Annotated in this window: 23 protein-coding genes and 1 tRNA gene; 17 read left to right on the forward strand and 7 right to left on the reverse strand. The window is 69.3% G+C overall.

Annotation, left to right across the window (positions count from 1 at the left end; translation table 11 throughout):
* Positions 1-119 precede the first annotated feature (119 nt).
* Positions 120-878, forward strand: coding sequence for an SDR family NAD(P)-dependent oxidoreductase (locus tag ACU6XJ_RS10270; protein WP_476309024.1), 759 nt, complete (start codon positions 120-122; stop codon positions 876-878).
* A 1-nt stretch (position 879) separates the two neighbouring features.
* On the opposite strand, the gene ACU6XJ_RS10275 is transcribed toward ACU6XJ_RS10270, so the two are convergent.
* Positions 880-2,763, reverse strand: coding sequence for a TM0106 family RecB-like putative nuclease (locus tag ACU6XJ_RS10275; protein ID WP_476309027.1), 1,884 nt, complete (start codon positions 2,761-2,763; stop codon positions 880-882).
* A 227-nt stretch (positions 2,764-2,990) separates the two neighbouring features.
* Between ACU6XJ_RS10275 and ACU6XJ_RS10280 the strand changes: the two genes are divergently transcribed.
* From ACU6XJ_RS10280 to ACU6XJ_RS10300, 5 genes are all read left to right on the forward strand, one after another.
* On the forward strand, positions 2,991-3,467 hold the full coding sequence (locus tag ACU6XJ_RS10280) for a DUF6474 family protein (protein WP_476309030.1): 477 nt from the start codon (positions 2,991-2,993) through the stop codon (positions 3,465-3,467).
* A gap of 94 nt (positions 3,468-3,561) precedes the next feature.
* A complete protein-coding gene (locus tag ACU6XJ_RS10285; protein ID WP_476309033.1) occupies positions 3,562-4,122 on the forward strand; it encodes a hypothetical protein in 561 nt (186 codons plus the stop codon).
* Between the two features lie 81 nt (positions 4,123-4,203).
* The gene (locus tag ACU6XJ_RS10290) at positions 4,204-4,923 is read left to right on the forward strand and encodes a YcnI family copper-binding membrane protein (RefSeq protein WP_476309036.1); all 720 of its coding nucleotides are present in this window, start codon (positions 4,204-4,206) and stop codon (positions 4,921-4,923) included.
* Positions 4,920-5,450, forward strand: a complete 531-nt coding sequence (locus ACU6XJ_RS10295) for a copper resistance CopC family protein (protein WP_476309038.1) — start codon at positions 4,920-4,922, stop codon at positions 5,448-5,450. The genes ACU6XJ_RS10290 and ACU6XJ_RS10295 overlap by 4 nt, the downstream gene beginning before the upstream one ends.
* 21 nt (positions 5,451-5,471) lie before the next feature.
* Entirely contained in the window at positions 5,472-6,494 is a 1,023-nt protein-coding gene (locus ACU6XJ_RS10300; RefSeq protein ID WP_476309041.1) for a copper resistance D family protein, read from the forward strand.
* Between the two features lie 221 nt (positions 6,495-6,715).
* On the opposite strand, the gene ACU6XJ_RS10305 is transcribed toward ACU6XJ_RS10300, so the two are convergent.
* From ACU6XJ_RS10305 to ACU6XJ_RS10315, 3 genes are all read right to left on the reverse strand, one after another.
* Positions 6,716-7,021, reverse strand: a complete 306-nt coding sequence (locus ACU6XJ_RS10305) for a hypothetical protein (RefSeq protein WP_476309042.1) — start codon at positions 7,019-7,021, stop codon at positions 6,716-6,718.
* Between the two features lie 248 nt (positions 7,022-7,269).
* Positions 7,270-8,181, reverse strand: coding sequence for a phosphotransferase (locus tag ACU6XJ_RS10310; protein WP_476309044.1), 912 nt, complete (start codon positions 8,179-8,181; stop codon positions 7,270-7,272).
* Positions 8,178-9,560: a helix-turn-helix domain-containing protein gene (locus ACU6XJ_RS10315; RefSeq protein WP_476309047.1), complete on the reverse strand. Its 1,383-nt coding sequence runs from the start codon at positions 9,558-9,560 to the stop codon at positions 8,178-8,180. Before ACU6XJ_RS10315 ends, ACU6XJ_RS10310 begins: the two co-directional genes overlap by 4 nt.
* A 224-nt stretch (positions 9,561-9,784) precedes the next feature.
* Between ACU6XJ_RS10315 and ACU6XJ_RS10320 the strand changes: the two genes are divergently transcribed.
* The 3 genes from ACU6XJ_RS10320 to ACU6XJ_RS10330 all read left to right on the forward strand — a co-directional run bounded on the left by ACU6XJ_RS10320 (position 9,785) and on the right by ACU6XJ_RS10330 (position 11,710).
* Positions 9,785-10,051 carry a hypothetical protein gene (locus ACU6XJ_RS10320; RefSeq protein WP_476309049.1) on the forward strand — a complete coding sequence of 89 codons (267 nt, stop codon included), beginning with the start codon at positions 9,785-9,787 and terminating at the stop codon, positions 10,049-10,051.
* A 4-nt stretch (positions 10,052-10,055) separates the two neighbouring features.
* Positions 10,056-10,403: a hypothetical protein gene (locus tag ACU6XJ_RS10325; RefSeq protein WP_476313913.1), complete on the forward strand. Its 348-nt coding sequence runs from the start codon at positions 10,056-10,058 to the stop codon at positions 10,401-10,403.
* 653 nt (positions 10,404-11,056) lie between these two features.
* The gene (locus ACU6XJ_RS10330; protein ID WP_476309051.1) at positions 11,057-11,710 is read left to right on the forward strand and encodes a TetR/AcrR family transcriptional regulator; all 654 of its coding nucleotides are present in this window, start codon (positions 11,057-11,059) and stop codon (positions 11,708-11,710) included.
* A 13-nt stretch (positions 11,711-11,723) separates the two neighbouring features.
* On the opposite strand, the gene ACU6XJ_RS10335 is transcribed toward ACU6XJ_RS10330, so the two are convergent.
* Complete coding sequence (locus tag ACU6XJ_RS10335) at positions 11,724-12,935, reverse strand: amino acid deaminase/aldolase (protein WP_476309054.1); 1,212 nt, start codon at positions 12,933-12,935, stop codon at positions 11,724-11,726.
* Between the two features lie 131 nt (positions 12,936-13,066).
* Here ACU6XJ_RS10335 and ACU6XJ_RS10340 point away from each other — a divergent pair, with 131 nt between their 5' ends.
* Positions 13,067-14,389, forward strand: coding sequence for a D-arabinono-1,4-lactone oxidase (locus ACU6XJ_RS10340; protein WP_476309057.1), 1,323 nt, complete (start codon positions 13,067-13,069; stop codon positions 14,387-14,389).
* A 57-nt stretch (positions 14,390-14,446) separates the two neighbouring features.
* Here ACU6XJ_RS10340 and ACU6XJ_RS10345 read toward each other — a convergent pair whose 3' ends face one another.
* Positions 14,447-15,076 carry a hypothetical protein gene (locus tag ACU6XJ_RS10345; protein ID WP_476309060.1) on the reverse strand — a complete coding sequence of 210 codons (630 nt, stop codon included), beginning with the start codon at positions 15,074-15,076 and terminating at the stop codon, positions 14,447-14,449.
* A gap of 510 nt (positions 15,077-15,586) precedes the next feature.
* Positions 15,587-15,669: transfer RNA gene (locus tag ACU6XJ_RS10350), tRNA-Leu, on the reverse strand.
* Between the two features lie 195 nt (positions 15,670-15,864).
* Between ACU6XJ_RS10350 and ACU6XJ_RS10355 the strand changes: the two genes are divergently transcribed.
* From ACU6XJ_RS10355 to pknB, 7 genes are read left to right on the forward strand one after another with little or no spacing between them, the layout of a single operon-like run.
* Entirely contained in the window at positions 15,865-17,016 is a 1,152-nt protein-coding gene (locus ACU6XJ_RS10355; RefSeq protein ID WP_476309063.1) for a DUF3662 and FHA domain-containing protein, read from the forward strand.
* Positions 17,017-17,067: 51 nt separating this feature from the next.
* Entirely contained in the window at positions 17,068-17,517 is a 450-nt protein-coding gene (locus ACU6XJ_RS10360) for an FHA domain-containing protein FhaB/FipA (protein WP_476309066.1), read from the forward strand.
* The gene (locus ACU6XJ_RS10365; RefSeq protein ID WP_476309068.1) at positions 17,514-18,881 is read left to right on the forward strand and encodes a PP2C family protein-serine/threonine phosphatase; all 1,368 of its coding nucleotides are present in this window, start codon (positions 17,514-17,516) and stop codon (positions 18,879-18,881) included. Before ACU6XJ_RS10360 ends, ACU6XJ_RS10365 begins: the two co-directional genes overlap by 4 nt.
* Positions 18,881-20,326 (forward strand): FtsW/RodA/SpoVE family cell cycle protein, encoded by a 1,446-nt coding sequence (locus ACU6XJ_RS10370; RefSeq protein WP_476309071.1) that lies wholly within the window; start codon positions 18,881-18,883, stop codon positions 20,324-20,326. The genes ACU6XJ_RS10365 and ACU6XJ_RS10370 overlap by 1 nt, the downstream gene beginning before the upstream one ends.
* Positions 20,323-21,801, forward strand: coding sequence for a peptidoglycan D,D-transpeptidase FtsI family protein (locus ACU6XJ_RS10375; RefSeq protein ID WP_476309074.1), 1,479 nt, complete (start codon positions 20,323-20,325; stop codon positions 21,799-21,801). The genes ACU6XJ_RS10370 and ACU6XJ_RS10375 overlap by 4 nt, the downstream gene beginning before the upstream one ends.
* 3 nt (positions 21,802-21,804) lie before the next feature.
* Positions 21,805-23,379: a serine/threonine-protein kinase gene (locus ACU6XJ_RS10380; RefSeq protein ID WP_476309076.1), complete on the forward strand. Its 1,575-nt coding sequence runs from the start codon at positions 21,805-21,807 to the stop codon at positions 23,377-23,379.
* Positions 23,376-25,250 (forward strand): Stk1 family PASTA domain-containing Ser/Thr kinase, encoded by a 1,875-nt coding sequence (gene pknB / locus ACU6XJ_RS10385; protein ID WP_476309079.1) that lies wholly within the window; start codon positions 23,376-23,378, stop codon positions 25,248-25,250. Before ACU6XJ_RS10380 ends, pknB begins: the two co-directional genes overlap by 4 nt.
* Positions 25,251-25,253: the final 3 nt, after the last annotated feature.

The raw sequence follows: 25,253 nt of genomic DNA on the forward strand, positions 1-25,253 counted from the left end.
CCGTTGTCGCCATTCGCCCACCAACTAGGGTCCTGACACGGACAGGCGGCTCGCCTGTCCGTTTCAGCGCGCCCGGGAGATCGACGGGTGGCAGGCGAGAAGGACAACGGAGGAGCGGAATGGAGATCACCACAACCGCGGCAGTCGTGACCGGCGGTGCCTCTGGCCTCGGCGGGGCGACCGCACGCGCACTGGCCGCGCGGGGCGCGCAGGTGTTCGCGCTGGATCTCCCGACAGCGGTGAAAGAGGCCGAGCCCGTCTCCGGCGTGACCTACGTCGAGGCCGACGTGACCGACACCGACCAGGTGCAGGCCGCCGTCGACCAGGCGGTCGCCTCCGGGGTGCCCCTGCGCGTCGCGGTGAACTGCGCGGGCGTCGGCTGGGCGGGCCGAGTGCTCGGCAAGCAGGGCCCGCACGATCTCGACCTGTTCCGCAAGGTCGTCGAGGTGAACCTGATCGGCACCTTCAACGTGCTGCGGCTGGCCGCCCAGGCCATCGCCGCCACCGAGGCCGACGAGCAGGGCCAGCGCGGCGTCGTGATCAACACCGCCTCGGTCGCCGCCTTCGACGGCCAGATCGGCCAAGCCGCCTACGCCGCGTCCAAGGGCGGGGTGGTGGGGATGACCCTGCCCGCCGCCCGCGACCTGTCCTCGGTGGGCGTCCGCGTGATGTGCATCGCACCCGGCATCATCGACACCCCCATGCTGGCGGGTGTGACCGAGGAGTTCCGCGCCACGCTGGCCTCCGGCGTGCCGTTCCCGAAGCGACTGGGCAGGCCCGACGAGTACGCCCAGCTTGCGGTCGCGATCGTCGAGCACGACTACCTCAACGGCGAGGTCATCCGCATGGACGGCGCCCTGCGCATGGCGCCCCGCTGAGCTACTGCGCGTCGTCGGCCGGCCGGGGCGCACCGCCCCGCCGCCTGCGGCGCCGGGTCGACGCGGGCTGGGGTTCGGTGGACGCCTCCGGCGGCTCGCCCGCCGCGTCGACCCGCTTGGTGGTCCGGCGGGCGGCGCCGTTGCGGGTCGCCGCGGAGGTGCGCTTGCGGGTGGGCGCCTTGACCGGCTGCACGGGCAGCGGCTCCGGGGCCGCGGGCTGCACGACCTCGGTCACCGGCACCCGGGGCGCGAGGTCGCCCGCGAAGGGCAGTTGGTAGACCGATTCGGCGCTCATCCACCGACGCAGGGTCCAGGTCGCCCGGACATCGTCCTCGTTGTACTGCAGCAACCGTTCCCGCTGGTCGAACCGGGGTTCACCGCCGTCGATGCCGACCGCGTCGCGGTACCAGCGCATGGAGTTCTCGCCGCCTGCCTCCGGATCCCGCCAGGCGAAGCCCGCGGCGGGCGCGATGGTCTTGAGGCCCTTGCCGTGGGCGCAGAGGAACTGCTCCCGCACGATGCCGAAGAGGTCCACCCACTGCGGCGAGGCGATGAACGCCTTGATCGTGTCCGACTGCGGGATACCGGGCTGTCCGGCGAAGCGCTCGGTGGAGGCCAGCATCCAGCGGTTCTCGGCCAGTTCGTTGTAGCAGTAGGCGCGGAAGCTGTAGCCGCGTGCCCTGGCCCGCAACCGGATCGAGGTCAGCCAGTTCCAGAACTCCGCGAAGGAGCGGCCCTCGTCCGCGCAGGGCAGCGGGTCCCAGGTGACGAAAGCGCGGTAGCCGTGCGGTTCACCGACATCGGCGCCGGAAAGCCAGCAGCCCCACATGTAGGCGCCGGAGTCACCGAAGCTCTCCATGTCCACGTCGACCTCGACGTCGGCCCTCGGCACCTCGACCCGCTCCACCCTGCGCACCAGGGTCAGGTCAGCGAGCCACGCCCTGGCCAGCAGCACCGCGTCCGCGAAGGGCATGCCCACCATAGGTGTCGGCGGCTCGCCCGCCGGGTCGAGTTCGGCCAGTCGGTCCACCGTGGTGATGCCGACGGCCCGCATCGCCACCGCGTCCTCGCCGCGCAGCACCAGACTCACATCCCGGGCCTCGCGCAGCGTCTGCTCGCAGCTTGCCCACCACGGGCAGGTGCGGCAGTCGACGATGCGGGACGCCCTGGCCAGCGGTTCGGCGCCGGTGGCCGCCGCGGCCGCCACCGCCAGCCGGTCGGCAAAGCGGGCGTCGTACTCGGCCAGAGCGGTGCGCCCGCCCGGCCAGGTGGGTGCCTCGAGGTCGTGCCAGAGCACGGTGTCGGCGTCCAACCCGATCACGCCCGCCAGCGCCCGGCCACCCGCGGCGAAACCCGCCGCTTGGAGCATGCGCACGGCGTGCGCCAGCCGAAGCTGGTCACGGGGCTGGGGTCGGGCCTTGCGCAGCGGGTCGGTCCGGGCGCCGCCGGGCAGCGGCTCGGACACCGGGGAGGTCTTCGCCCCCTGGCCGGGGTCGGTCACCTTGTGCCGCACCACAAGCACCGGCACATAGCCGTTGCCATCCCGCACCAGCAGGTCGATGCTGCCGCGGCGACCGCCGACGGCATCTCCCGGCAACGCGGCCGCCCAGATGTAGCGGGCGCCCGCCCGCATCGCCGACAGCGTGCCGCGTTCTCGGTCGGAAAAGGGCATGTCGGTGGGAATCTCGGTCCAGTCCGGACCCGCCAGGCGGGCCAACCGGTCGGCCACCGCCCTGCGGTGTGCCATGGCATCGGCTCGCCGTTGCAGCCCGGCCGGATCCGGTGGCGCCTTGTCCACATCGACCATCGCCGGATCGTGGTCGAGGTGCACTCGTCGACGGCATCTCGTCACGACACCGGAATCGAGCATCACCGCGGAACTCACGTCAGCAGCGTAAATGTCCACACCCTCGTTCGCGCCTGGCGGCACGGTGATCTTTTGAACCCGGTGCGGCCGGAAAGGCACGCTCTGTAGCGCTCATGCCCCGGTCGGCGCAGTGTCGATACGGATGCCGCACCATTCGCTCTGCGCCGCGCAGCGTGGCCTTCCCGCTCCAGCGGCGTTTGGCTCGCTACCCTGCCCGCAAGGCGAAGCTCGAGGAGGTGCCGATCATGGCAAGCGGTAAACGGCGGCTTCCGCAGCTCACGCCGGGACGAGCCAAGAACCTCGTCGGGCTGGCCAAGGTGCTCGGGCCGGTGCTGCTGCCGTTCGTGCTGCGTGCGGCGACGACGCTGCGGGAGGGCTACGACCGGCGGCGGGCCAGACAACTCGGCGTGGACATCGCCGAACTGGCCGCCTACTCCGGCCGCGGCGCGACGTTGCAGGCGAGGATGGCGGGAATCACAGCGGCCCTTGGCGACCTGCGCAAGCGGGAGAAGGAGGGCGCGCCGGGCGGGAACGGCAAGCCCGAGGACCTTGCCGACGCGCACCGTCTGATCACGCAGAGCGAGAACCGGTTGGCCGCGCTGTCCGCCGCGGTCGCCGCCGCCGAGCGGATGCCCAGCGGCCGCAGGCGTTCCACCCACCGCGCGGTCGCGGCCGAACTCGACCGCATCGAGCAGGACCTGCTCAACTGGCTCGGCGTCTGATCGAGCCGGGCTGATCACCGCGAGGCTGTCTCGCAACCCACCAGCAACCACCGCGGGCTGTCTGCGCGCCCTGTCGTCGGCATAGGCTGACCTCGTGCCCGCACCAACCCGCCGCAGTTCGCCGCCGGTCAGCGGCCCGCTGCGCGCGGGTCGCGGCATCCTCATCGCCGGGACCGCGGCCGCCATGTCACTGGCGGCGCACGCGCTCGCCGACGGGAACACGCCCAGCATCGCGGTGACCGTGCTCGTCGCGCTGCTGCTGGCGGGCGCGGGCACCGCGCTCGCCGACCGGCAACGCGGCATCGTCGCGGTCACGGTGACGCTCGGGACCTTCCAGTTGGTGCTGCACGCGGCGCTGGAGAGCATCGCGCACCGGCACGTCGCCGCGTCCGCGCTGGAGTCCTTCCTCCCCGGCCCGATGCTCGCGGCCCACCTCGTCGCGACGCTGCTCACCGCGGCGCTGGTCACCAGGGCGGAGACCCTGGTGTTCGCGGTGGCCGCCGCGCTGCGGATGCTGCTGCCGCGGCGGATGCCCGCCGCACCGGTGGCCGTGGCCTGCGGCGCCGTCATGGTCCGCACCACCGCCGTCGGCTACCTGCTGGCGGTGCTGTTCCGCCGGGTGCTCGGGCACCGTGGCCCTCCTATCACCTCCTGATCCCCAGTCATTCGTTAGTCACCGCGACCACGCCTGAGCCGTCGGTCGCGTCGAATCGAGCTTTGGAGATTACGGAGAGACATGTCCACGACAAGGATCGTGCGGATCGCCTCCGCCGCCACCGCAGGCCTCGCGCTGCTGCTCGCCACCGGCGGTATCGCCGCGGCACACGTGACCGTTCAGCCCGGTGAGGCCGCGAAGGGCGGTTACGCGAAGCTCGCGTTCCGGGTGCCCAACGAGTCCAGCACGGCGGGCACGGTCAAGCTGGAGGTCAAGCTGCCCGACGGGCACACGCTGACCTCGGTGCGGACCAAGCCGATGCCCGGTTGGACCGCCGCGGTCACCAAGCGGACCCTCGACAAGCCGATCGAGTCGCACGGCGCGCAGATCACCGAGGTGGTCGACACCATCACCTGGACCGCCCAGGCAGGCGTGCGGATCGGGCCCAACGAATTCAACGAGTTCGAGGTCTCCGCGGGCAAGCTTCCCGAGGATAAGGACCAGCTGGTGCTGGCGGCCACCCAGACCTATGACGACGGCAAGGTCGTGAAGTGGGACGCCCCACCGCCCGCCGAGGGTGCCGAGGAGCCGGAGTACCCGGCGCCGGTGCTCAAGCTGACCGCGAGCAAGGAGGCGGGCGGCGACCACCACGGTGGCACGACCGATGACGCCGCGGCGAGCGCCGCGGGCACGGATGACACGGCGCGGCTGCTCGGCGGCGCCGGCCTCGCGGTCGGGGCCCTCGGGCTGGGTGTCGGTGTCGGCGCGCTGCTCCGCAAGCGGGGTGGAGGCTCGGCATGAGGCGGTTGCTGACCGCGCTGGCCGTGGCCGGGCTCGCGTTCCTCGCGAGCCCGGTGCAGGCCTTCGCGCACAACACGCTGGTCAGCAGCGACCCGGCGAACGGAACGACATTGGCCGCCACCCCGCGCGAAGTGCGCCTGGTCTTCGACCAGCCCATTCAGCGGGGCTACAACCGGGTGTCGGTGACCGGGCCGAACAACACCTCGTGGGCCACCGAGGGCGCCGTGGAGGTCAACGGCAACGCGGTGCTGGCGAGGCTGGCTCCGCTGGGCCCGGTCGGCGAGTACACCATCGGCTACCGGATCGTCTCCGCCGACGGCCATCCCGTGATGGGCGGCGTCAAGTTCACGCTGGAGAATGCGGGCACCGGCCAACCGGTCACCACGACCGCGCCACCGTCACCGGCCGGTGACGATAAGCCAACGACAACGTCAACGGCCGCTCCTGTCTGGCCGTGGATCGTTGGAGCAATCGTGCTGCTGGCCGCGGGTCTGATCGCGGCACTCCGGTTCGGCCGGGAACGCTAACGAGCAAGGGACGGGAGTCGGGTGAACGCAGTCAGCCTCCTCACCGACCGCAGGTTCATGCTGGTCGGCGGCGTGGTCGCCGTGACCGGCCTCGGCCTGCTCGGCGGGACGCTGGCCACCGCGCCCGACCCCGTGCCCGGCATCGCGACGCCGAGCCCGGTGGTGACCGTCGGGCTGCCGGTGGCGAGGCTGCTGGTCAACGTCTTCGCGGTGGCCGCGGTCGGGTTGGGGGCACTGGGCTTCCTTCTCCGCGGCGAACGCGGCCGGAGCCGGGAGGCCGTGCTCACGCGGATGCGGCAGGCCATGGTGTGCACGGCCGCGGGCTGGGCGGTGGCCACCGTGGTGCAGCTATGGCTGCGGGCAGCCGAAATCGTGCCGTCGGGGCTGGGTCTGAGCAGCACCGAGTTCCTCCGCTACATCACCACGTTGGCGTTGGGCCGGGCGCTGCTGCTCACGTTCGTCTGCGCGGTCGCCTACGGGGTGCTCGCGGTGTTCTCGACACGGTCGAACAACCGGGTTCCTGCCGAGTTGAGCCTGGTGCTCGGCCTGCTCGGGGCCATGCCGGTCGCGTTGTCGGGGCATCCGGCCGATGCGGGCAACCACGAGCTGGCGCTGGTGTCGATGGGGCTGCACGTGGCCGCGGCCTCCGCCTGGGTCGGCGGACTGGGCACGCTGCTGTTGTTCGTCACCCCCTTCCGGGGGCTGCTGGCCTCGGTCATGCCCCGGTTCGCCAAACTCGCCGCACTGTGCCTGACGGTGGTGGCGATCAGCGGGCTGGCCAACGCCGCGGTCCGGCTGACCACCATCCCGGACATGCCGCTGATCTCGGCCCTGTTCGGCACCGGCTATGGGCAGTTGGTACTGGCCAAGGCCCTCTGCCTGTTCGCGCTGGTCGGCCTTGGCGGCTATCTGCGGGACAAAATGGTGCCCGCGATCGCGGCGCACCGGACCGTGCCGCTGCTGACCTGGGCGGGGGCCGAACTGGCCATCATGGGCCTCGCGATCGGCATCGCGTCGGCCATGAGCACGGCTCAGGTGCTCTGAATTGTTCAACGTGGAACTACCAGTCCACAGGACTGCCCACAGGTCTGTGGATAACTTCACGCGATCTGTGGATGTTTGTGGAGAATTCGGCGGGTTCAGCGCGACCGATTACCGCTCGGCGCAACAATCCGACCGTTCACCGATAGCCATCTCTCGAGACCTCAAGAACGTGGTTGGTCTCGTGGAGGCACACCGTCTCGACCCGCCCCATCGGCAAGTGGTCAGTCCCGTTCGGTGAGCTGAGCCGAGGGCCTGCGCTCGCGCAGCGACTCCAGGTCCAGCACGGCCCGCCTGCCTCGGTGCTCCAACTCCCGGCGGTCGATCCAGCCCGCGGCGTAGTGGCGGTAGGACTGGGCAAGCATGACAAGCTCGGCGAGGTACTCGGCGGAATGCCTGCGGTTGACCTCGGACAGCCCGGTGAGCAACGGCAACTGGCTGTCCACCACCTGGTCCAGCAGAGCGGCGGCACGCAGCGCTCGCCGCGCCCGCCAACCAAAGAGCCGGTAGCGCTGGCCGAACTTCGTCATCTGCCAACCCCCGTCGCGCAAACGGCCACCCCACCGCGGGAAACCGAAATGCAGGCCACCAGGAACCTGTAGCACCAAGTGCTACCAGTTTGTCTGACCATCGCCATCGGCTTTCAACGCGTTACGCGCGATCGTGTCTCGACTCCGCACATATCTCACGCAACGTCGCACGCCTGCGCAAGATCACCCGATCCTACCGCCACGATCGAGTCGGCGAGTCACCGATGTGAGGGTGGAGGCCGCGCAGGCTAGAACGGCGTCCAGCGGGTGACATCGTCGCCCGCGCGCAGGCAGTCCAGCCGTCGGCGCAGTTCGACCCGGACGTCGGGATTGCTGCGCAGGATGGGCAGCACGCTGGTGGCGAGCTTGAGTTCGCGCACCTCACGCAGCACCGCGAACCCCGGCCAGCCCAGCACGTCGAAGCCGTAGCCGTCGGCGAACTTCTGGTAGTCCGAACGCGGCCTGCCCAGCCGCAGGTGGCCGACCGCCATCGGGGTGAAGTCCCACTCCCTCGGCCCAAGGCAGGCCGAGTCGAGGTCACAGAGCACCGGCCCCGCCGGACTGGGAATGATGTTGCCCAGCCTGGCATCGCCGTGGATCACGCCCTCCCCCAACGCGTACCGCAGTTCGCGGAGCCTGCGCTCGGCCCGCAGGCAGCGCTGTTCAAGGAAGATGCGGTCGCCGGGGTCGAGTTCCTCGGCATCCGCCAGGCGCCGCCGGACATCGTCCAGCGGACGCCAGGTGGGCAGCGCGAAACCCGGACGCGGCAACTCGTGCATCTGCCGCACCAGCCTGGCCAGCCCGTCGGCCACCGGCCGAGGGCCGTCGTCCCGCACCGCCTGCCACAGCGTGGCCACGTGTGCGCCGACCCGCAGCGGCTGCGTGATTCCCGGCAGCAGCCGCACGGCGGGAAATCCGTGTTCGGCGAGCCACCGGGCCACATTCACCACGTTGGTCGCGCGATGTGCCAGCGAGGGCGTCAGCACTATGCGGACCACGACGGGGTGCCTGGCCAGGCGGAACACGCCGTTGTTCACGAATCTGAGCAGCCTGGCGCCAGAGGAGTCCAGACCGGCGACCTCACACACCGCGTGCAGGGCCGCGGTGAGCTTCTCCCTGGTGTACCGGCCGTTCAAGGTGGCCCCTGGCTGGGTGCTCACGTCGTCCTGAACTGCTTGATCCGCTCTGCGAGGTCGCGGGCGTCCCCGTTGTTCTTGTAACGGGCCGCTTCCAGCTGTAGCGGTTCGATGCGGTCGATAACCCGGTGCGACTTGACCTGCTCGCCGAGCCTGAGCGCCTGCTCACCGACGTGCAGACCCTCGTGCAGGTTCCCCGCCTTGATGTGGGAGGTGGCCAGCATGCTCAGCCCGAAGACGTGGCTGCGCTGCATGTTCTGCTGGTAGCCGTCGGTGCACTTGGACAGCGCGGTGACGGCCAACGGGGCCTGCTTGGCCCGGTTCTCGTCGAACTCGGCCAGCGAGTAGTGCACCGAGCCGATCATCCCGTACAGGTCCGGCTCATCGAAGAACCGCACCCAGTCCGGGGTGTCGTCGTTGCGGGTCGCCCTGGCGAACTCGTCCTTCGTCCGGCCAAGCATGGTCATCGCCTGGTCCGGCTTGTTGAGCATCGCGTACGCCCAGGCCTCGTTGGCACACAGCACCGCGACGGTCAGCGCCGAACCCGACTCCTGCGCGGCCAGCTGACCGAGCTGGAACAGCTTCAACGCGTCGTTGGGCGCGTCGTGGTGCAAATAGACCCTGCCCATCCGGTACAGGATGTTGGCCACCAGCGAATCGTGCTTCGCCTCCTTGGCGTAGCCGAGCGCCTGGCCGAAGTGATCCCGGGCCGGGTCGAGCAGACCGGTGTCGAACGACGTCCAGCCCGCCAGGCTGTGCAGGTCCGCAAGAGCCATGAACAGCCGCTTGCGCACCTCGTCCGTCCCGGGCCGCGCCTTGAGCAGCTGACGCGCCCAGGACAGCTGTGCCACCACCGCATCGCGGCAGAAACCACCGCCGTACTGGTAGTCCAGCGACCGCAGCGCCGTGGTGGCCGCCTGAATCTGCCGGACATCGGTCATCCCGATCCGGTTGGGGGCCGGGGTCTGCGCCGTACTCGGCACCCACGTTCCCTTGTCCGCGCCGAATACCGCAGCACCCATCGTGACTGCTGCGGCATGCGCGAGAAACTTCCTTCGCTTCACCGACTCGTCCTCCTCGGCCTCCTGGCATCCGCCCGATCCGGCACTCCGCGCTGCGGTGGTCTCGTCATAGGCCAGACCCATGTACCCACGGGGGACGCCAAGGCCGTCCGCGATCCGGGCCAGCACGTCGTAAGCCATGACCTGGCGGCCCTTCAAGATCTCCGACACCTCGGACTGTGACTGGCCAGTGAGCGCCGCTATCTGCCGCTGGGATACCCCATGGCGGCACAGCAACCGGTAGACAGAGCTGATGTCTCGGGCCGCGAGTACATCCCGCATCTCCTGCTTCTCCCAGACATCGGGTGTAACAGGAGAGTCCCCGGAACCGATTGTGTTCATTTAGCGCCCCTTCCGCTCCGCTGGGCGTCAACCGCAGAGTAAAGGCATGACTCTGGCTCGGTGAAGACCACATCGGCGTAGCTGATCGGCCGCACTGAAGTCAACTGACCGTTCGTCGTCAAACCCGCACCGGTTGGCGCTGGAACCATCCCCGTCTCCGGCCTGCGGCGGCAATGTAGTCATCCGTAAGCGATACGTACGAGAACTCCAGGAGAGCTTAGGTCGTGACGCGAGCCGCCCCGATTGCCTGCGAGGACGCCGAAGCGGCGTTCGACGACAGCGGGGAAGCAGCGCACGACCGGCCCGCCTGGCAGGTGGACTGCCGCGACGTCGGCAACCGCAGGCGCCTGCTGACCGTTCTCGTCGACGCGGACAGGGTGGTGCTGCTCGGACCACCTGGTGAAACCGCGGTGTTGTCGACGGACGAGGTCGACGGCCTGCGGGCAGCACTACGCCATGCGGCTGCGGAAATGAAAGGTGACGGTGACTGAAGTCGTGGACGAGATACTCGGCCAGGTACTGCGCAACGCGGTGTGGGAACGACTCGACCGGCTCACCGACCTCGCCAACCGCGCCGACGGGCCATCGCTGGTATCGGCGGCCCGCACCGAACTTCCCCGCATGACCGACTTCTGGCGTGAGCTACTGGCCGCGCACGAGGCGGACGGGCGGGGGAATTGCCCCGAGTGTTCGACTCGGTGGCGTCAGCACAGATCTCCCTGCTCGGTATGGCGCTCTGCCTACGAGCACCTGGTTGCCGGTGGGCTTGTCCGCAGGCCCGGCAGGCATCTTCGCCCCACCACCATCGAACCCCCGACGAGGATGGCGGTGGGAGCCAGGTAAGGGCGGACGGCACCGAGTCCCGGGCACCCCCCGAGCCTGGACCCGACTCGGCAAGCCGTCTCGTGGTGGCCGGCGGTCTTGTGATGCGCTCCCCCGACCGCAGGGCATTGACCGCCGGCCGCTGAAAACCTTGCTGACAACTGCATAGCGGAGACGGAGACCGCCGAAAGTTCTCGGCCCCGACCAGGTGACCGTTGCACGGTGCTGCCGAACCCCTCCCCCGACCAGTACCGGTATGCGGCCGCCTCGTGGCGGCGCCCATCCCCCGAGTGGGCGCCGCCACAGCTATCTCCTCGTCTTCGCGTCCAGTTGATCTCGTGGGCCCGTCCACGAGATATCGAGTGGGCAGTGGTCGCCTCCCGCGACCGCTGCCCACTGGCCTATGCGTTGCCGGGCGCGCCCGAAGGGGTCGGACGTCCGACTGGTGGGAAGATGGGCCAAACAGGTGTTTCGATTCAGTCACGAAGAGGAGTATCGACAGGACCATACGGAGTCAATGGGTCTACAAATGATCTAGCTGAAACGGCGTCGGGCCACGCTGCCCCCATGGGAGCGGTCAGGCTGCGCGGCAACACCGACGATCAACGCGATTCGCACTCACTTTGGATACTTCGGCTTCACGCGAAAGATATTCATAGCCTGAACGGGGCAAAATGAATTCCAAGCGCGCGCCTAAGGAGCAACCTGTGTCCGCTGACCTCGCCCCGCTACGCCGCCGACCGGTGCAACAGCGCAGCGCGCAGCGTGTTGAGAGAATGCTCGACGCCTGTGCCGAGCTGATCCAGGAGCTCGGCTACGACGGCGTGACGACCACCCTCATCGCCGAACGGGCCGGTGTCGCGGTGGGCTCGCTCTACCAGTTCTTCCCGGACAAGCGCGCCGTGGTCCAGGCTCTGACGCTGCGCAACCTGGAACGTTTCCTCGCGGGAGTCGAGGAGCGGTTCAGCAGCGAGAACTTCGCGCACTGGTGGGAGGGCATCGACGCGATGTTCGACATCTACATCGGGATGCACCGCGACGTGCCCGCCTTCGGCCAGCTGCACTTCGGCGACGTGGTGGACCTTCGGCTGCTGGACGAGGCCAAGGACAACAACACCGTCATCACCGACGGGCTGACGGCGCTGATCGCCGAGCGCTTCGACCTGCCCGCGGACAAGCTGCGGATTCCGATGGCGGTGGCGGTGGAGGCGGCCGACGCGGTGCTCAAGCTCGCCTTCCGGATGCATGCCGACGGGGACGAGACGGTGGTCGGCGAGGCCAAGGAGATCGTCCGCGGCTACCTGGCGAAGCGCTTCAGCGAGAGCTGACCGAGCATCGAATTCAGCCGAAGGCCTGTTGTTCGCCCCGGTAGGTGGGCACGCCTGCGACCAGCTCGCTCCCGCTGACCAAGTGGTAGGTCGCGAACCGCTCCGCGAGCTCACCGGCCTTGGCGTGCCGGAACCACACCCGGTCGCCGATCTCCAGCTCCCGTGCGGCCGCGCCCAGCACCGGGGTCTGCACCTCGCCCGCGCCTTCCATCTCCCGCAGCCGCAGCCCGGCAGGCAGGTACGGCGACGGCGAACGGTCCTCTCCCGGCGGCCCGGAGGCGATATACCCGCCCCCGAACAGCGTGGCCATCCCCGGTGCGGGCTTGCGGACCACAGGCAGCGCGAACAGTGCCGCGGGTTCTGGGCGGAACCGCCGGTAGTGGTCGAACAGAGTGGGGCCGATCAGCCCCGATCCGGCCGCGAGTTCGGTGACGGCGGGCTCGGCCGCGGTGAGGTGCAGGCTGCCGGTGCCACCGCCGTTGACGAACTCCAGATCCACCACCGAGCGGACCGCGGCCACCATCGCCGCCCTGCGCTCGGCCAACTCGGCGAACGACCGGCGCTGCATCGCCCTGATGGCCAGCCCCTTCAGCGGACGGCGCAGCGGCTCGTCGCCGAGGCCCGCGATCTGGCCCTCGTAGGCCATCAGTCCGACGAGGGTGAACCCCGCCCGCTTGGTGGCGGCGACGGCGAACTCCGCGGCCTGGGCCGGCGTGTGCACGGGGGAGCGCAGCGGACCGACATGGGGATTGCGCAGCCCCCACCGCTGGAACGGGCGCCAGGAGACATCCAGTTCGAGGCATATGCGCAGGTCGGGACGCGGCCGGTCGAGCACGCTGTCGATGTGATCCAGCTGTGCCACGCTGTCGACCATGATCGTGATCTTGTCGGCGGCATCCTGGTTGGAGGCCAGTGCGCGCAACGCGGCGCGGTCGGCGGTCGGATAGGCGACGACCACGTCGTCGGCGGTCCCCGTCTCGACAAGCCAGAGCGCCTCGGGCAGCGAGTACGCGAGCACACCGGAGTAGCCGGGGGCACGCAGGGCCCTGGCGATCAGCTCACGGCAGCGGACCGACTTACTGGCGATGCGGATGGGTCTGCCCGCGGCGCGGCCCGCCATCTCCGCCGCGTTGGCGTCGAAAGCGTCGAGGTCGACGATCGCGAACGGCGGCTCAAGCTGCCGGGTGATCGCGTCGTAGCGGAGGCGCTGCTGCGGTGCGGACACGAGGTCAACTTTGACAGGTCACCCTTCCAAAATGAAGGAAATTCACTTAATTTGTCCCGGTTGCAACCGTGTGGAGACCCGTCGCCGCCTGCCTGGTAGAGATGGGGCCTCGACGTCAGGGGAAGGTGGCCGTGACCCGATCTGCCACAGCGACTTGGACGAACTGGGCGCGCACGGCCGCCGCCATGCCCACCAGGGTCGCCCGGCCGGAGAGCGTCGCCGAGATCTCCGCGGTCCTCGCCGCGGCCGCCGCGGACAACCTCCCGGTCCGCGCGGTGGGCAGCGGCCACTCCTTCACGCCTGCCGCGGTGACCGACGGCGTCGCGGTCGACCTGTCCCGCTGGTCGGGCGTGGTGCACGCCGATACGGACACCGGGTTGGTGACGGTTCGCGCGGGCACCCCGCTGCACCGGTTGAACGCCGAACTCGACGCACTCGGCCTGGCCATGGCCAACCTCGGCGATATCGACCGGCAGACCATCTCGGGTGCGATCTCCACCGGCACCCACGGCACCGGCGCCCGGCTGGGCGGCTTGGCCACCCAGGTGGCGGCCCTTGAGCTGGTGCTCGCCGACGGTTCGGTGGTCGCCTGTTCGGAAACCGAGCGGCCCGCGTTGTTCAAGGCCGCCCAGCTCAGCCTCGGCGCCCTGGGCGTCATTTCCACGGTGACACTGCGCTGCGTGCCTGCCTTCGCCCTGGCCGCGGTCGAGCGCCCGATGTCGATGACGCGGGTGGTGGCGGAGTTCGACGCGTTGGCCGCGGCCAACGACCACTTCGAGTTCTACTGGTTCCCCTACGGCGACCAGGCGCTGGTCAAGCTGAACAACCGGCTGCCCGCGGGCGAGCGGCCGCGGCCGCTGCACCCGGCCCGCCGCTGGTTCGAGTACGAGCTTGTGGAGAACCGCCTGTTCGGACTGCTGTGCCGGATCGGACGGGCCGCGCCCGGCACGGTGGCCGGGCTGAACCGGCTGTCCAGCAAGGTGCTGTCGGAACGCGGCTACAGCGACCGCTCGCACCGGGTCTTCGTCACCCAGCGGAACGTGCGCTTCGTGGAAACCGAGTGGGCGATACCCCGGCCCGCCGTCCGCGAGGTGCTCGCCGAGTTGAAGGCCGCGGTGCCGCTGTTGCGGGACCCGGTGATGTTCCCGGTCGAGGTGCGGGTGGCCGCGCCCGATGACATCTGGCTGTCCACCGCCTACGAGCGGGAGACGGCCTACATCGCCGCGCACCAGTTCATCGGCATGCCCTACCGCGAGTGGTTCGACGTGGTGGCGCGAATCTGTGCGGCGGCGGGCGGGCGCCCGCACTGGGGGAAGCTGCATTCGCTGGGTGCCGGCGAACTGGCCGAGCGTTACCCCAGGTTCGCCGACTTCCAGCGGCTGCGCGCCGAACTCGACCCAGCGGGCCGGTTCCGCAACCCCTACACCGACCGCGTTTTCGGCGCGCCGGGCTGAGGAGAGCCTGCCGGGAAAGGAGGGGTCGTCCCCGGCAGGCTCAGGGCGCTTGGGCGCTCAGCCCAGCTTGGGCAGCGCGGCGATGAGCCGTTCGTAGACCTGCTCGTTGGCCAGCCTGGTCGGCGCGGTGTCGGTGGTCAACGCGTCGGTGGTGATCCGACCGGACAGCGACAGCTCCAGTTCGCCCCGCGGGCCCGCGCTGAGGATCGAGACGCCGTACTGCCTGGCCCGCGCGATGCAGTTGCCGAGGAAGTCATCGGTGCCGGTGACCTGCGAGGGCAGCACCAGCGCCGTGTTGGTGAATCGGGCGAAGGGCACCACCGCGGCCAGCGCGGTGCGCCAGTGCCTGCCGGGCATGACCACACCGGTGATCCGCACCGCGGGCGGCGGCACCTTCCCCACAAACTCGGGCCACACCCAGGTGGCCACCGTGGTGCGGTCGGTCATCGGGATCTGCTGGTGGCACAGCCGCTCGGCGTGTACTTCCGGAATCAACTCGGCGACCACCGCGACCCGGCGCCCAAGCAGATTCATCGGCGGCAGGACGGTGCCCGCCCACCCCATTTTCTTGACGGCCTGTCCGGCAAGCAGCTCGGGCGGCGCGGGCAGCTGAATCTGCCCCTGCGCCGCGCCTGCCGCCGACCGCGATGCCCCCTGAACCGCGGTAGGCCCGGTTGTCTGGCTCACGTGCTTCCTCCCCTCCCCTGCTCATCACGGCGGCCCAGCCACCATGACGACTCCTGGCGAACGAGTTGGTGCTCCCTAGTGGCTACCAGCTCAAATCGCCCAAGCCGTCCACCATTCGGCAACGCTGCGACCGACGGCACCTTGCGATCGATAACCGGTCGGCGAGCGGTCACCGGACTTCTGCCCGGCAATACGGCCATCCGTGTGAGCGCTAAAGCTGAACGGTCAACAACCCCACAACCCACCTCCCCGACGCCCGCCCCCAACACAACACCGAGCGCAACGCCAACGCGAAACTGCCACCCACGCAACGAAGATCCGACAGCACCAGCCGGGAGAAATGAATCACAACAAAACGACAACCAGAACCGTGCTGGTGTCAGAAGAAGTAACCACGCTGGAAGGCGAGAGCTCGCACCGTGGGGGTTTGGGGGGCTCGGCCCCCCAAAATAATCTAAGCCGACCCGGCGAAGTTGCGAAGCAACGAGCAGGGTCGGCCAGAGGCTTACGTGGGCGAGGAGGGAGTTGAACCCTCACGTCCTTACGGACACACGGACCTGAACCGTGCGCGTCTGCCATTCCGCCACTCGCCCAGAGTGGTGTCGTTCGGCACCGCCGAACGAGGCTGCGAAAGACTAACACGGGCGGGAGAGTGGTTTTCAGGGGGCCACCCGGCTTGTGCTCGTGCGTCCTATCAAGTGCGGGTATGCATGGGGTTGGGCTTCGGCCGTGTAGGGGCCCCTCCGGATCGATACGATCGGAGGGGAGTCATTCGTGTGGAGGTAGCCGTGGGAGTCGTCGAGCGCTTCGAGCGTCGGCTCGAGGGCATCGTGGGCAACACCTTCGCGCGGGTGTTCGGCGGAACGGTGGTCAAGCAGGAGGTGGCGCAGCGGCTGCAACGCGAGGCCGAGATACACATCCGGGAACTCGCGGGCGGCAGGCTGCTGGCACCGAACTACTACGAAGTGGTCCTCGCACCCGCCGATCACGAGCACCTGGCAGAAGGCGACGAACAGCGGATAACTCACCTGCTCTCCGAGTGTGTACGGGAGCATCTGCAGGAGCAGGGGTGGGATACCTATGGTGACGTCGTAGTCTCACTGGCACGCTCTGAGACGCTGCACACCGGACAGATCCGTATCAGCTCGACCGTCGACCCGGACGTGAAACCGGGTCAGGGGAGAGCACCACATCGCACTGCAGGAGACCGACCCATGAGCCAGCCACCCGGCCACTACCCTCCAAGCGACCCCTACGGGCAGCAGCAGGGACAGCAGGGCCAGCAAGGTTACGGTCAAGGCCAGTACGGAGGGGATCCGAACTACGGCGGCGGCCAATACGGCGGATACGACCAACAGGGCTACGGAGCACCGACGCCCGGGTACGGTCAGCCGCAGCAGCCGGGGTACGACCAGGGGTACGGCCAGCAGCAGCCGCAGCAGGGTGGCTACGCCCAGCCCGGCTACGACCAGGGGTACGGCCAGCAGCAGCCCGGCTACGACCAGGGTTATGGCCAGCAACAGCAGGGGTATGACCAGGGCTACGCCCAGCAGCCCGGTTACGACCAGTACGGCCAGCCGCAGCAGGGCGGCTACCCCCAGCAGGGCTACGACCAGGGTTACGACCAGGGCGGCTACGGCCAGCAGGCCGCGGTCAACCCGACGTTGGTGCTGGAGGACGGCTCGAACCGGTCCTACAACCTTCAGCAGGGCAACAACGTCGTCGGCCGCGGGCAGGAGGCGAACTTCCGCCTTCCCGACACCGGCGTGTCGCGGCGGCACCTGGAGATCAGCTGGGATGGCCGCAATGCCATGCTTTCGGACCTGGGCTCCACCAACGGCACGACCGTGAACAACAACCCCGTCCAGCAGTGGCAGCTGGTGGACGGCGATGTGATCCGGATCGGCCACTCCAGCCTGACGTTCCGGCTGCACGGCTGAGTCGGACGGTCGATCTGGAGGCGAGAAAGACGACAGGGGCGGTCCTCACACGTGCCAGAGCTGATCTTGCAGTTGACCAGAGCAGGGTTTCTCGCCCTGCTCTGGTTGTTCGTGCTGGCCGCTTTGCGCGTTGTCCGGTCCGATCTGTACGCCGCGTCCGGTCTGCGGGTGGCCTTCACGGGCTCCCGGCCGGGCAAGGTACGCGGTAAGTCCGCCCGCCAACTCGTGGTCACCCACGGCGCGCTGGCGGGCACCCGGATCACGCTGGACGGCAGGCCGATCCTCATCGGCAGGGCCGACGATTCAACGCTGGTGCTCGACGACGACTACGCATCTACCAGGCACGCGCGCATCTCGCTGCGTGGTACCGATTGGTACGTGGAAGATCTAGGCTCGACGAACGGCACCTACCTCGACCGAGCGAAGGTCACGGCTCCCACCCGCGTCTCGCTCGGAGTCCCGATCCGCATTGGTAAGACGGTGATCGAGCTGCGCTCATGACCTTGGTCCTCAGATACGCCGCCCGCAGTGACAGGGGCCTGGTTCGATCCAACAACCAGGACTCCGTCTACGCCGGTCCGCGGCTGCTTGCTATCGCCGACGGCATGGGCGGCCACGCCGCGGGCGAGGTGGCCTCCAAGGTCATGATCGCCGCGCTGGCCCCGCTCGATGACGATGAACCCGGCGAGGATCTACTCGGCCAGCTGCGGGAAGCGGTGCTGGCAGGCAACTCGGCCATCGCGGAACTGGTGGCGGCCGACCCCGACCTGGACGGGATGGGCACCACGGTCACCGGGGTGCTCTTCGCGGGCAGCCGCCTCGGGCTGGTGCATGTGGGTGACTCGCGTGCCTACCTGTTGCGTGACGCCGCGCTCAACCAGATCACCCACGACGACACCGTGGTGCAGTCGCTGATCGACGAGGGCCGGATCACGCCCGAGGAGGCCGCGACCCACCCGCACCGCTCCTTTCTGCTGAGAGCGCTCACCGGGCACGACGTCGAGCCCAGCCTGGCGATCAGGGAGGCCAGGCCGGGCGACCGGTACCTGCTCTGCTCCGACGGCCTGTCCGGGGTGGTCAGCCACGAGACGCTGACCGAGGCGATGCGCATCCCCGATCCGCAGGCCTGCGCCGACCGGCTGATCGAGCTCGCGCTCAAGGGTGGCGGGCCGGACAACGTGACGGTGATCGTCGCCGATGTGGTGGACATCGACTACGGCGAGGACGCGCCGATCGTCGGTGGCGCCGCGGGTGACGGCAGCGAGGAGCCCCAGCCGGACTCCGCGGCAGCCCGCGCCTCGGCGACCACCCGGCCGCGGCCGCAGCCCGCGCCGCCGCCCGCACCACCGCCGGGGAAGCCGCCGCGCTCCCGCAAGCGCAAGGTGCTGACCGCGGTGTTCCTGCTCGGCATCATCGCGATGCTGGTCGGCGGCGCGATCGTCGGCTGGGAACTCGTGATGCGCCAGTACTACGTCGGCGCGAACGACGAGGGCGAGGTCGCCGTATTCCAAGGTGTGCGAGGTACCGCGCTGGGCATCCCGCTGCACCGGCAGGTGCAGGGGTCCTGCAAGGCGGACACCGAGTGCGAGCACATCACCCTCAACGACCTCAAGCCGTTGGCCAGGGAGAACGTCCGTCGGGGCATCGAGACCCCGGAGGGCAGGGACCAGGCCGAGGCGACCATCGTGATGCTACGCACCAACCAACTGCTGCCGCTGTGCCAGCAGGAGGGCCAGACCACCACGACGCCCGCGCCGCCGCCTGAGCCACCGCCCGGTGACCCGAACGCCCAGAACCCGACATCGGTACAGCCGACGCCGTCGCGCCCGCAGCAGCCCGGTGTGGACTGCCGGAAGGTGAGCTGATGACGGCACCGGCCACCGGCGCTGTCTCTTCCCCGGTGCCCGCGCCAGAGGTGCCCACCCGCCGGGGTACCGAGCTTGCCCTGTTGGCCTTCGCCGCGGTCCTGGTGACCGGGGCGATCATGCTGGTGGAGATCAACCAGGAGCAGGAGCTGACCAGGCAGCTGCTCTACTACGGGCTGGCCTACCTGGCGCTGTTCGCGGGCGCGCACTTCGCGGTGCGGCGCTGGGCGCCCTATGCCGACCCGCTGATCCTGCCCTGCGCGGCGTTGATCAACGGCCTCGGCCTGGTGATGATCCACCGGCTGGACCTCGCCGAGGCCGAGGAGGCCACCAGGCTGGGCGAGCAGGCCTTCGCGCTGGCCCCCAAGCAGATCGCCTGGACCACCATCGGGCTGCTGTTCTTCGTCACGGTGCTGGTGTTGGTGCGAGACCACCGGATGCTGGCCCGCTACGGCTACACCTGCGGCTTCGTCGGGCTGGCCGCGCTGGCGCTGCCCGGTGTGCTGCCGTCCAGCCTGTCCGAGGCGGGCGGTGCGAAGATCTGGCTGAAGTTCGGCTTCTTCGCGATCCAGCCCGGCGAGTTCGCCAAGATCCTGCTGATGGTCTTCTTCTCCTCGTTCCTGGTGTCCAAACGCGACCTGTTCATGGCCGCGGGACGCCGGGTGTTCGGCATGGACCTGCCGCGGGCCCGTGACCTCGGCCCGGTGCTCGCCGCCTGGGCGCTGTGCGTCGGCGTGCTCGTGCTGGAGAAGGACCTCGGCACCTCGCTGCTGTTCTTCGGCGTGATGCTGGTGATGCTCTACATCGCCACCGAGCGGGCGGCCTGGCTGATCCTCGGTGGCACGCTGTTCATCGGCGGCTGCCTCATCGCCTACCAGCTGTTCTCCCACGTGCAGCGGCGCGTGCAGAACTGGCTGGACCCCAGCAGCACCTACGACAAGGTCGGCGGCGGCTTCCAGACCATGCAGGGCCTGTTCAGCATCGCCACCGGCGGCTTCGGCGGCTCCGGGCTGGGCAACGGGCGCCCGGACATCGTGCCCGCGGCGGCCACCGACTTCATCACCGCGGCGATCGCCGAGGAACTCGGCGTCGTCGGGCTGGCCGCGGTGCTGATGATGTACCTGCTGCTGGCCACCCGCGGCATGCGCAGCGCGCTCGCGGTCCGGGACACCTTCGGCAAGCTGCTGGCGGCGGGCCTGTCCTTCGTCATCGCGTTGCAGGTGTTCGTGGTCGTCGGCGGCGTCACCAACCTGATCCCGCTCACCGGCCTGACCGCGCCGTTCCTGTCCTACGGCGGCTCATCGCTGGTCGCCAACTACGCCTTGATCGCCCTGCTGCTGCGGATCTCCGACGCGGCCCGGCGACCGGCGAACTCGGTGCGGCCCAAGACACCCCAGCCGCCCATCGCCGAGGCACACACCGAACTTGTGGAGCGCCCGCGATGAACACCCCGCTGCGCCGAGTCGCGCTCGCCGTCATGACGATGATCGTGTTGTTGCTGGCCAACGTCACCTACATCAACGTCTTCAAGGCCGACGAGTACCGCAACGACAACCGGAACAAGCGCGTCCTGCTGGAGGAGTACGCCCGCGAGCGCGGGAAGATCCTCTCCAGCGACCAGGGCGTGCTGATCGCCAGCAGCACCCCGACCAACGACCGGCTGGCGTTCCAGCGCTCGTACGCGGCTGGCCCGGTGTACGCGCCGGTGACCGGCTACTACTCGGTGCACCACGGGTCGGACGGCCTGGAGAAGGCCCAGGACGACGTGCTCAACGGGTCCGACATCCGACTGTTCGTGCGCAGGCTGTCCGACCTGATCACCGGTCGGGACCGCCGGGGCGGGCACGTGGTCACCACCATCAACCCGCGCGTCCAGCAGGTCGCCTACGACCAGCTCACCTCCCGCGGTTACACCGGTTCGGTGGTCGCGATCAAGCCGAAGACCGGCGAGATCCTGGCCATGGTCAGCACCCCGTCCTTCGACCCCAACACGCTGGCCGCGCACGACTTCACCACGGCCAACAAGGCGTGGAAGGAGCTGAACGGCAGCGCGGGCAAGCCGATGCGCAACCGCGCGACCCAGGAGATCTACCCGCCTGGGTCCACCTTCAAGCTGATCGTGGCCGCGGCGGCGCTGGAAGACGGCATGACCAAGGACACCCAGCTCACCGCCGCGCCGGAGATCACGCTGCCGGGGTCGACGAACAAGCTGGAGAACTTCAACCGCAACCCGTGCGGCGGCGCCGCAACCGCTTCCCTGATCGAGTCGCTGGCCCGCTCCTGCAACACCGCCTTCGCCGAACTCGCGGGCAAGGTCGGCGAGGACAAGCTGCGGTCGATGTCGGAGAAGATGGGCATCGGCACCGAGGAACTCACCATTCCGCTCAAGGTCACCCGTTCGACACTCGGTGATATCCCCGGCGACGCGGCGCTGTACCAGAGCGGCATCGGACAACGTGATGTCGCCCTGACCCCGTTGCAGAACGCCATGATGGTGGCCACCATCGCCAACGGTGGTGAGCGCATGAAGCCGTACCTGGTCAAGTCCATCCTGGGCCCGAGTGGACTCTCGCCCATCGATGAGACGGGCACGGACGAGCTTGACCGGGCGATGTCCACCGCCACGGCGACCACGCTCAAGGAAATGATGATCGCCTCCGAGGAGCGCACCCAGGGCGGCGGCAAGATCCCCGGCGTGGTGATCGCATCCAAGACCGGCACCGCCGAACACGGCGCCCGCCCCAAGGAGACCCCGCCGCACGCCTGGTACGTGGCCTTCGCGCCGGCGGACAACCCGGAGATCGCGGTCGCGGTGCTGGTCGAGGACGGTGGCGACCGCTCGCTGGAGGCCACCGGCGGCTCCAAGGCCGCCCCGATCGGCCGCGCCGTCATCCAAGCCGCTCTGCAGGGGGGTGGCTGAGCCATGTTCGCCCCCGGCCAGGTTCTGGCCGAGCGCTACCGCCTGGACCGGCGCATCGCGGTGGGCGGCATGGGCGAGGTATGGGAGGCCTCGGACGTCAGGCTGGACCGCAAGGTCGCGGTGAAGCTGCTCAAACCGGAGCTCTGCGGCAACGCGGAGTTCCTGCACCGGTTCCGCACCGAGGCGCGGATGACCGCCTCGCTGAATCACCCGAACGTGGCGGCGGTGCACGACTACGGCGAGACCGCCGCGGTACCCGGCGGCGTGCAGGACACCGCGTACCTGGTCATGGAACTGGTCAACGGCGAGCCGCTGGCCGCCATCCTGCAGCGGCAGGGCCGGATCAGCCCCGAGCAGACGCTGGACGTGCTGGAGCAGGCGGGCAACGCGTTGCAGGCCGCCCACGAGCGCGGGCTGGTGCACCGCGATGTCAAACCCGGCAACGTGCTGGTGACCTCGAACGGCAAGGTCAAGCTGACCGACTTCGGCATCGCCAAGGCGGCCGACGCGGCACCCGTCACCCGGTCCGGGGTGGTCATGGGGACCGCGCACTACATCGCCCCCGAGCAGGCCACCGGGCACGACGCGGAACCGGCGAGCGATGTCTACTCTCTCGCCGTTGTCGGCTACGAATGCCTGGTCGGGCACCGGCCGTTCCTGTCGGAGAACGCGGTCACGGTGGCGATGATGCACATCCGCCAACCTCCGCCGCCGCTGCCGCAGGAGATTCCGCCCGGTATCCGCGCGCTGATCGAGGCCACCTTGGTGAAGGACCCCCGACAGCGTTACCGCAGTGGCGGAGAGTTCGCCGCCGCCTGCGTCGCGGTGCGCGCCATGCAGCCCCTGCCCACCCCGTCCGGCATGCTCGCGCCCGTGGGCATGCGCCCCGCCCAGCCGGTGCCGCCCGGCCCTCCGGACGCCAACACCCCGCCGATGGGCACGCCCGCGGTGCGGCCGGGGCGCCGCGATCCGGTCGGCCGGTCCTCCCTGCCCAACCTGCGCCCGGTGTCCCCCGCGCCGGGTCACCCCGCCATGGGCGGCCAGCAGACCCCGCCGTCACCGCAGCTGCCGATGCCCGCGATCCCGATTCAGGGCACCGCCAACCGGCTCTCCCCGGTCTTCCCCCCGCCCCAGCAACAGGCGGCGCGGTCGTTCAACCGGACCGGCATGTGGGTGGTCTTAGGCGCTCTGCTGCTCCTCGTCATACTTGTGCTCGGCCTGCTCGGGGTCCGGCAGGCATTCGGTTCTCGGACCCCGTCCAGGCAGGAAGGCCAGGCTCCGGCGAGCAGCATGCTGAACGAACTCGCGGTTTCCGGCGGTACGCAACGGTGGGGCTCGCGACTCGCGCCGCCGCCGGGAGAAACGACCGGCTTCACCGCGGGCTCTGGCGATCACGGGCAGGTTTCCGCTAGGGATGCCGATGTTCGACAGAGCGAGATGGGATTGGCACCGGTGTCCTCGGCCGGCCTGTCAACCGGTACGGCAAGCTATCTCGTCTGGAACGTGTACATCGTTGGTGGGCGCATACAGGGCAGAATGGGACCGCAACTGATGAGAATCGGGAACTCGCACCAATGACGACTCCTAAGCTGCTCTCCAACCGCTACGAGCTCGGTGAGACGCTTGGCTACGGTGGGATGTCCGAGGTCCACAAGGGCCGGGACGTCCGTCTTGGCAGGGACGTTGCCGTCAAGGTGCTGCGCGCCGACCTGGCCAGAGACCCGCAGTTCCAGATTCGCTTCCGCCGCGAGGCCCAGAACGCCGCCGCCCTCAACCACCCGGCCATCGTCGCGGTCTACGACACCGGCGAGACCCAGAGCGAGTACGGTCCGCTGCCCTACATCGTCATGGAGTACGTGGACGGGCGGACGCTGCGCGACATCGTGAAGTCCGAGGGCCCGCTGGACCCGACGCAGGCCATCGAGGTGATGGCCGACGCGAGCGCCGCACTGGACTTCAGCCACCGGCACGGCATCATCCACCGCGACGTCAAGCCCGCCAACATCATGATCACCCGCACCGGCGCGGTGAAGGTGATGGACTTCGGCATCGCCCGCGCGCTGGCCGACGGACAGGCCGCGGTCACCCAGACCGCCGCGGTGATCGGCACCGCCCAGTACCTCTCCCCCGAGCAGGCCCGCGGTGAGGCGGTCGACGCGCGCAGCGACGTGTACGCGTCGGGCTGCGTGTTGTTCGAGCTGCTCACCGGCGAGCCCCCCTTCACCGGTGACTCCCCGGTGGCGGTGGCCTACCAGCACGTCAGGGAGGACCCGCCGACCCCGTCGGACCTGAACCAGAACGTGCCCGCCGCGCTGGACGCGGTGATCCTCAAGGCGATGAGCAAGAACCCGGCGAACCGCTACCAGTCGGCCGCCGAGATGCGCGCCGACCTGGTCCGGGTGCTGTCCGGGCAACGACCGGTCGCCCCGATGGTGATGAGCGACGCCGACCGCACCTCCATGCTCGGCTCCGACGCGGCAACGCAGCTGGTCGGCGAGCGGCACCAGCCTGCGGATTCCTACGAGGAGCCGCGCCGCAAACGGGGCTGGGTCATCGCGCTGGTCGTACTGCTCTGCATCGCCGTGCTGGCCCTCGCCGCCTACATCGCGACCAACTTCTCCGGCACCGGCGCCTTCGACATGCCCAACGTGATGAACCAGGAGAAGGCCGCGGCGCAGAAGACGCTGACCGACGCGGGCCTCGTGGTGGACATCGCGAACGCACCGTCGGATGAGGACAAGATCGGCAAGGTCATCGCCCAGAACCCGACGGCGGGCACCAAGGTCGAGCCGGAGCAGACCGTCAAGCTGACGATCGGCACCGGACCGGGCAAGGTCAACGTGCCGTCGCTGACCGGCATGACCGTCGACCAGGCGAAGGCGGAACTGGACCGCCTCGGGTTGAAGCTGGCTTCCGGGGCACCCGCAACCGAGGAGACCGACGACAGCGGCAAGGTGGACAAGGTCGTCGGCCAGGACCCCTCCGCCGACACGTCGGTGGCCAAGGGCACCGCGGTGTCGATCACCATCGGCAAGGCCCCCGACCTCATCTCGATCCCCGATGTGACCAACCAGCCCTTCGAACAGGCCAGCAGGAACCTGACCAACGCGGGATTCAAGGTCGTCCGCAACGATGTCGAATCCCCGAAGGAAAAGGGCATCGTTGTCACCCAGTCTCCTCAAGGCAACCAAAAGGCCAAGAAGGGCACGACCATCACGCTGGGCGTGTCCAAGGGCGACGCGCTGGTCATGCCGGACCTGCGGGGTATGGACCCGGATGATGCTGAGCAGGAACTGAAGGCCATGGGCTGGACCGGCGAGTTCCGGGTGGAGAAGATCCGCCCGACGAACGCCAACGAGATCGGCAAGGTCAAGGACCAGAACCCGAGGGCGGGCGCGCAGCTGGCCAAGACCCAGACCGTGGTGGTCCAGGTGCCGGACATCACCTGACGC

The organism is Actinorectispora metalli (genome assembly GCF_056323685.1).

Coding starts and splice junctions, on each gene's coding strand:
- ACU6XJ_RS10270 (WP_476309024.1), top strand. CDS start 120: ATGGAGATCACCACAACCGCGGCAGTCGTGACCGGCGGTGCCTCTGGC.
- ACU6XJ_RS10280 (WP_476309030.1), top strand. CDS start 2,991: ATGGCAAGCGGTAAACGGCGGCTTCCGCAGCTCACGCCGGGACGAGCC.
- ACU6XJ_RS10290 (WP_476309036.1), top strand. CDS start 4,204: ATGTCCACGACAAGGATCGTGCGGATCGCCTCCGCCGCCACCGCAGGC.
- ACU6XJ_RS10295 (WP_476309038.1), top strand. CDS start 4,920: ATGAGGCGGTTGCTGACCGCGCTGGCCGTGGCCGGGCTCGCGTTCCTC.
- ACU6XJ_RS10305 (WP_476309042.1), bottom strand. CDS start 7,021: ATGACGAAGTTCGGCCAGCGCTACCGGCTCTTTGGTTGGCGGGCGCGG.
- ACU6XJ_RS10315 (WP_476309047.1), bottom strand. CDS start 9,560: ATGAACACAATCGGTTCCGGGGACTCTCCTGTTACACCCGATGTCTGG.
- ACU6XJ_RS10330 (WP_476309051.1), top strand. CDS start 11,057: ATGAATTCCAAGCGCGCGCCTAAGGAGCAACCTGTGTCCGCTGACCTC.
- ACU6XJ_RS10365 (WP_476309068.1), top strand. CDS start 17,514: ATGACCTTGGTCCTCAGATACGCCGCCCGCAGTGACAGGGGCCTGGTT.
- ACU6XJ_RS10370 (WP_476309071.1), top strand. CDS start 18,881: ATGACGGCACCGGCCACCGGCGCTGTCTCTTCCCCGGTGCCCGCGCCA.
- ACU6XJ_RS10375 (WP_476309074.1), top strand. CDS start 20,323: ATGAACACCCCGCTGCGCCGAGTCGCGCTCGCCGTCATGACGATGATC.
- ACU6XJ_RS10380 (WP_476309076.1), top strand. CDS start 21,805: ATGTTCGCCCCCGGCCAGGTTCTGGCCGAGCGCTACCGCCTGGACCGG.
- pknB (WP_476309079.1), top strand. CDS start 23,376: ATGACGACTCCTAAGCTGCTCTCCAACCGCTACGAGCTCGGTGAGACG.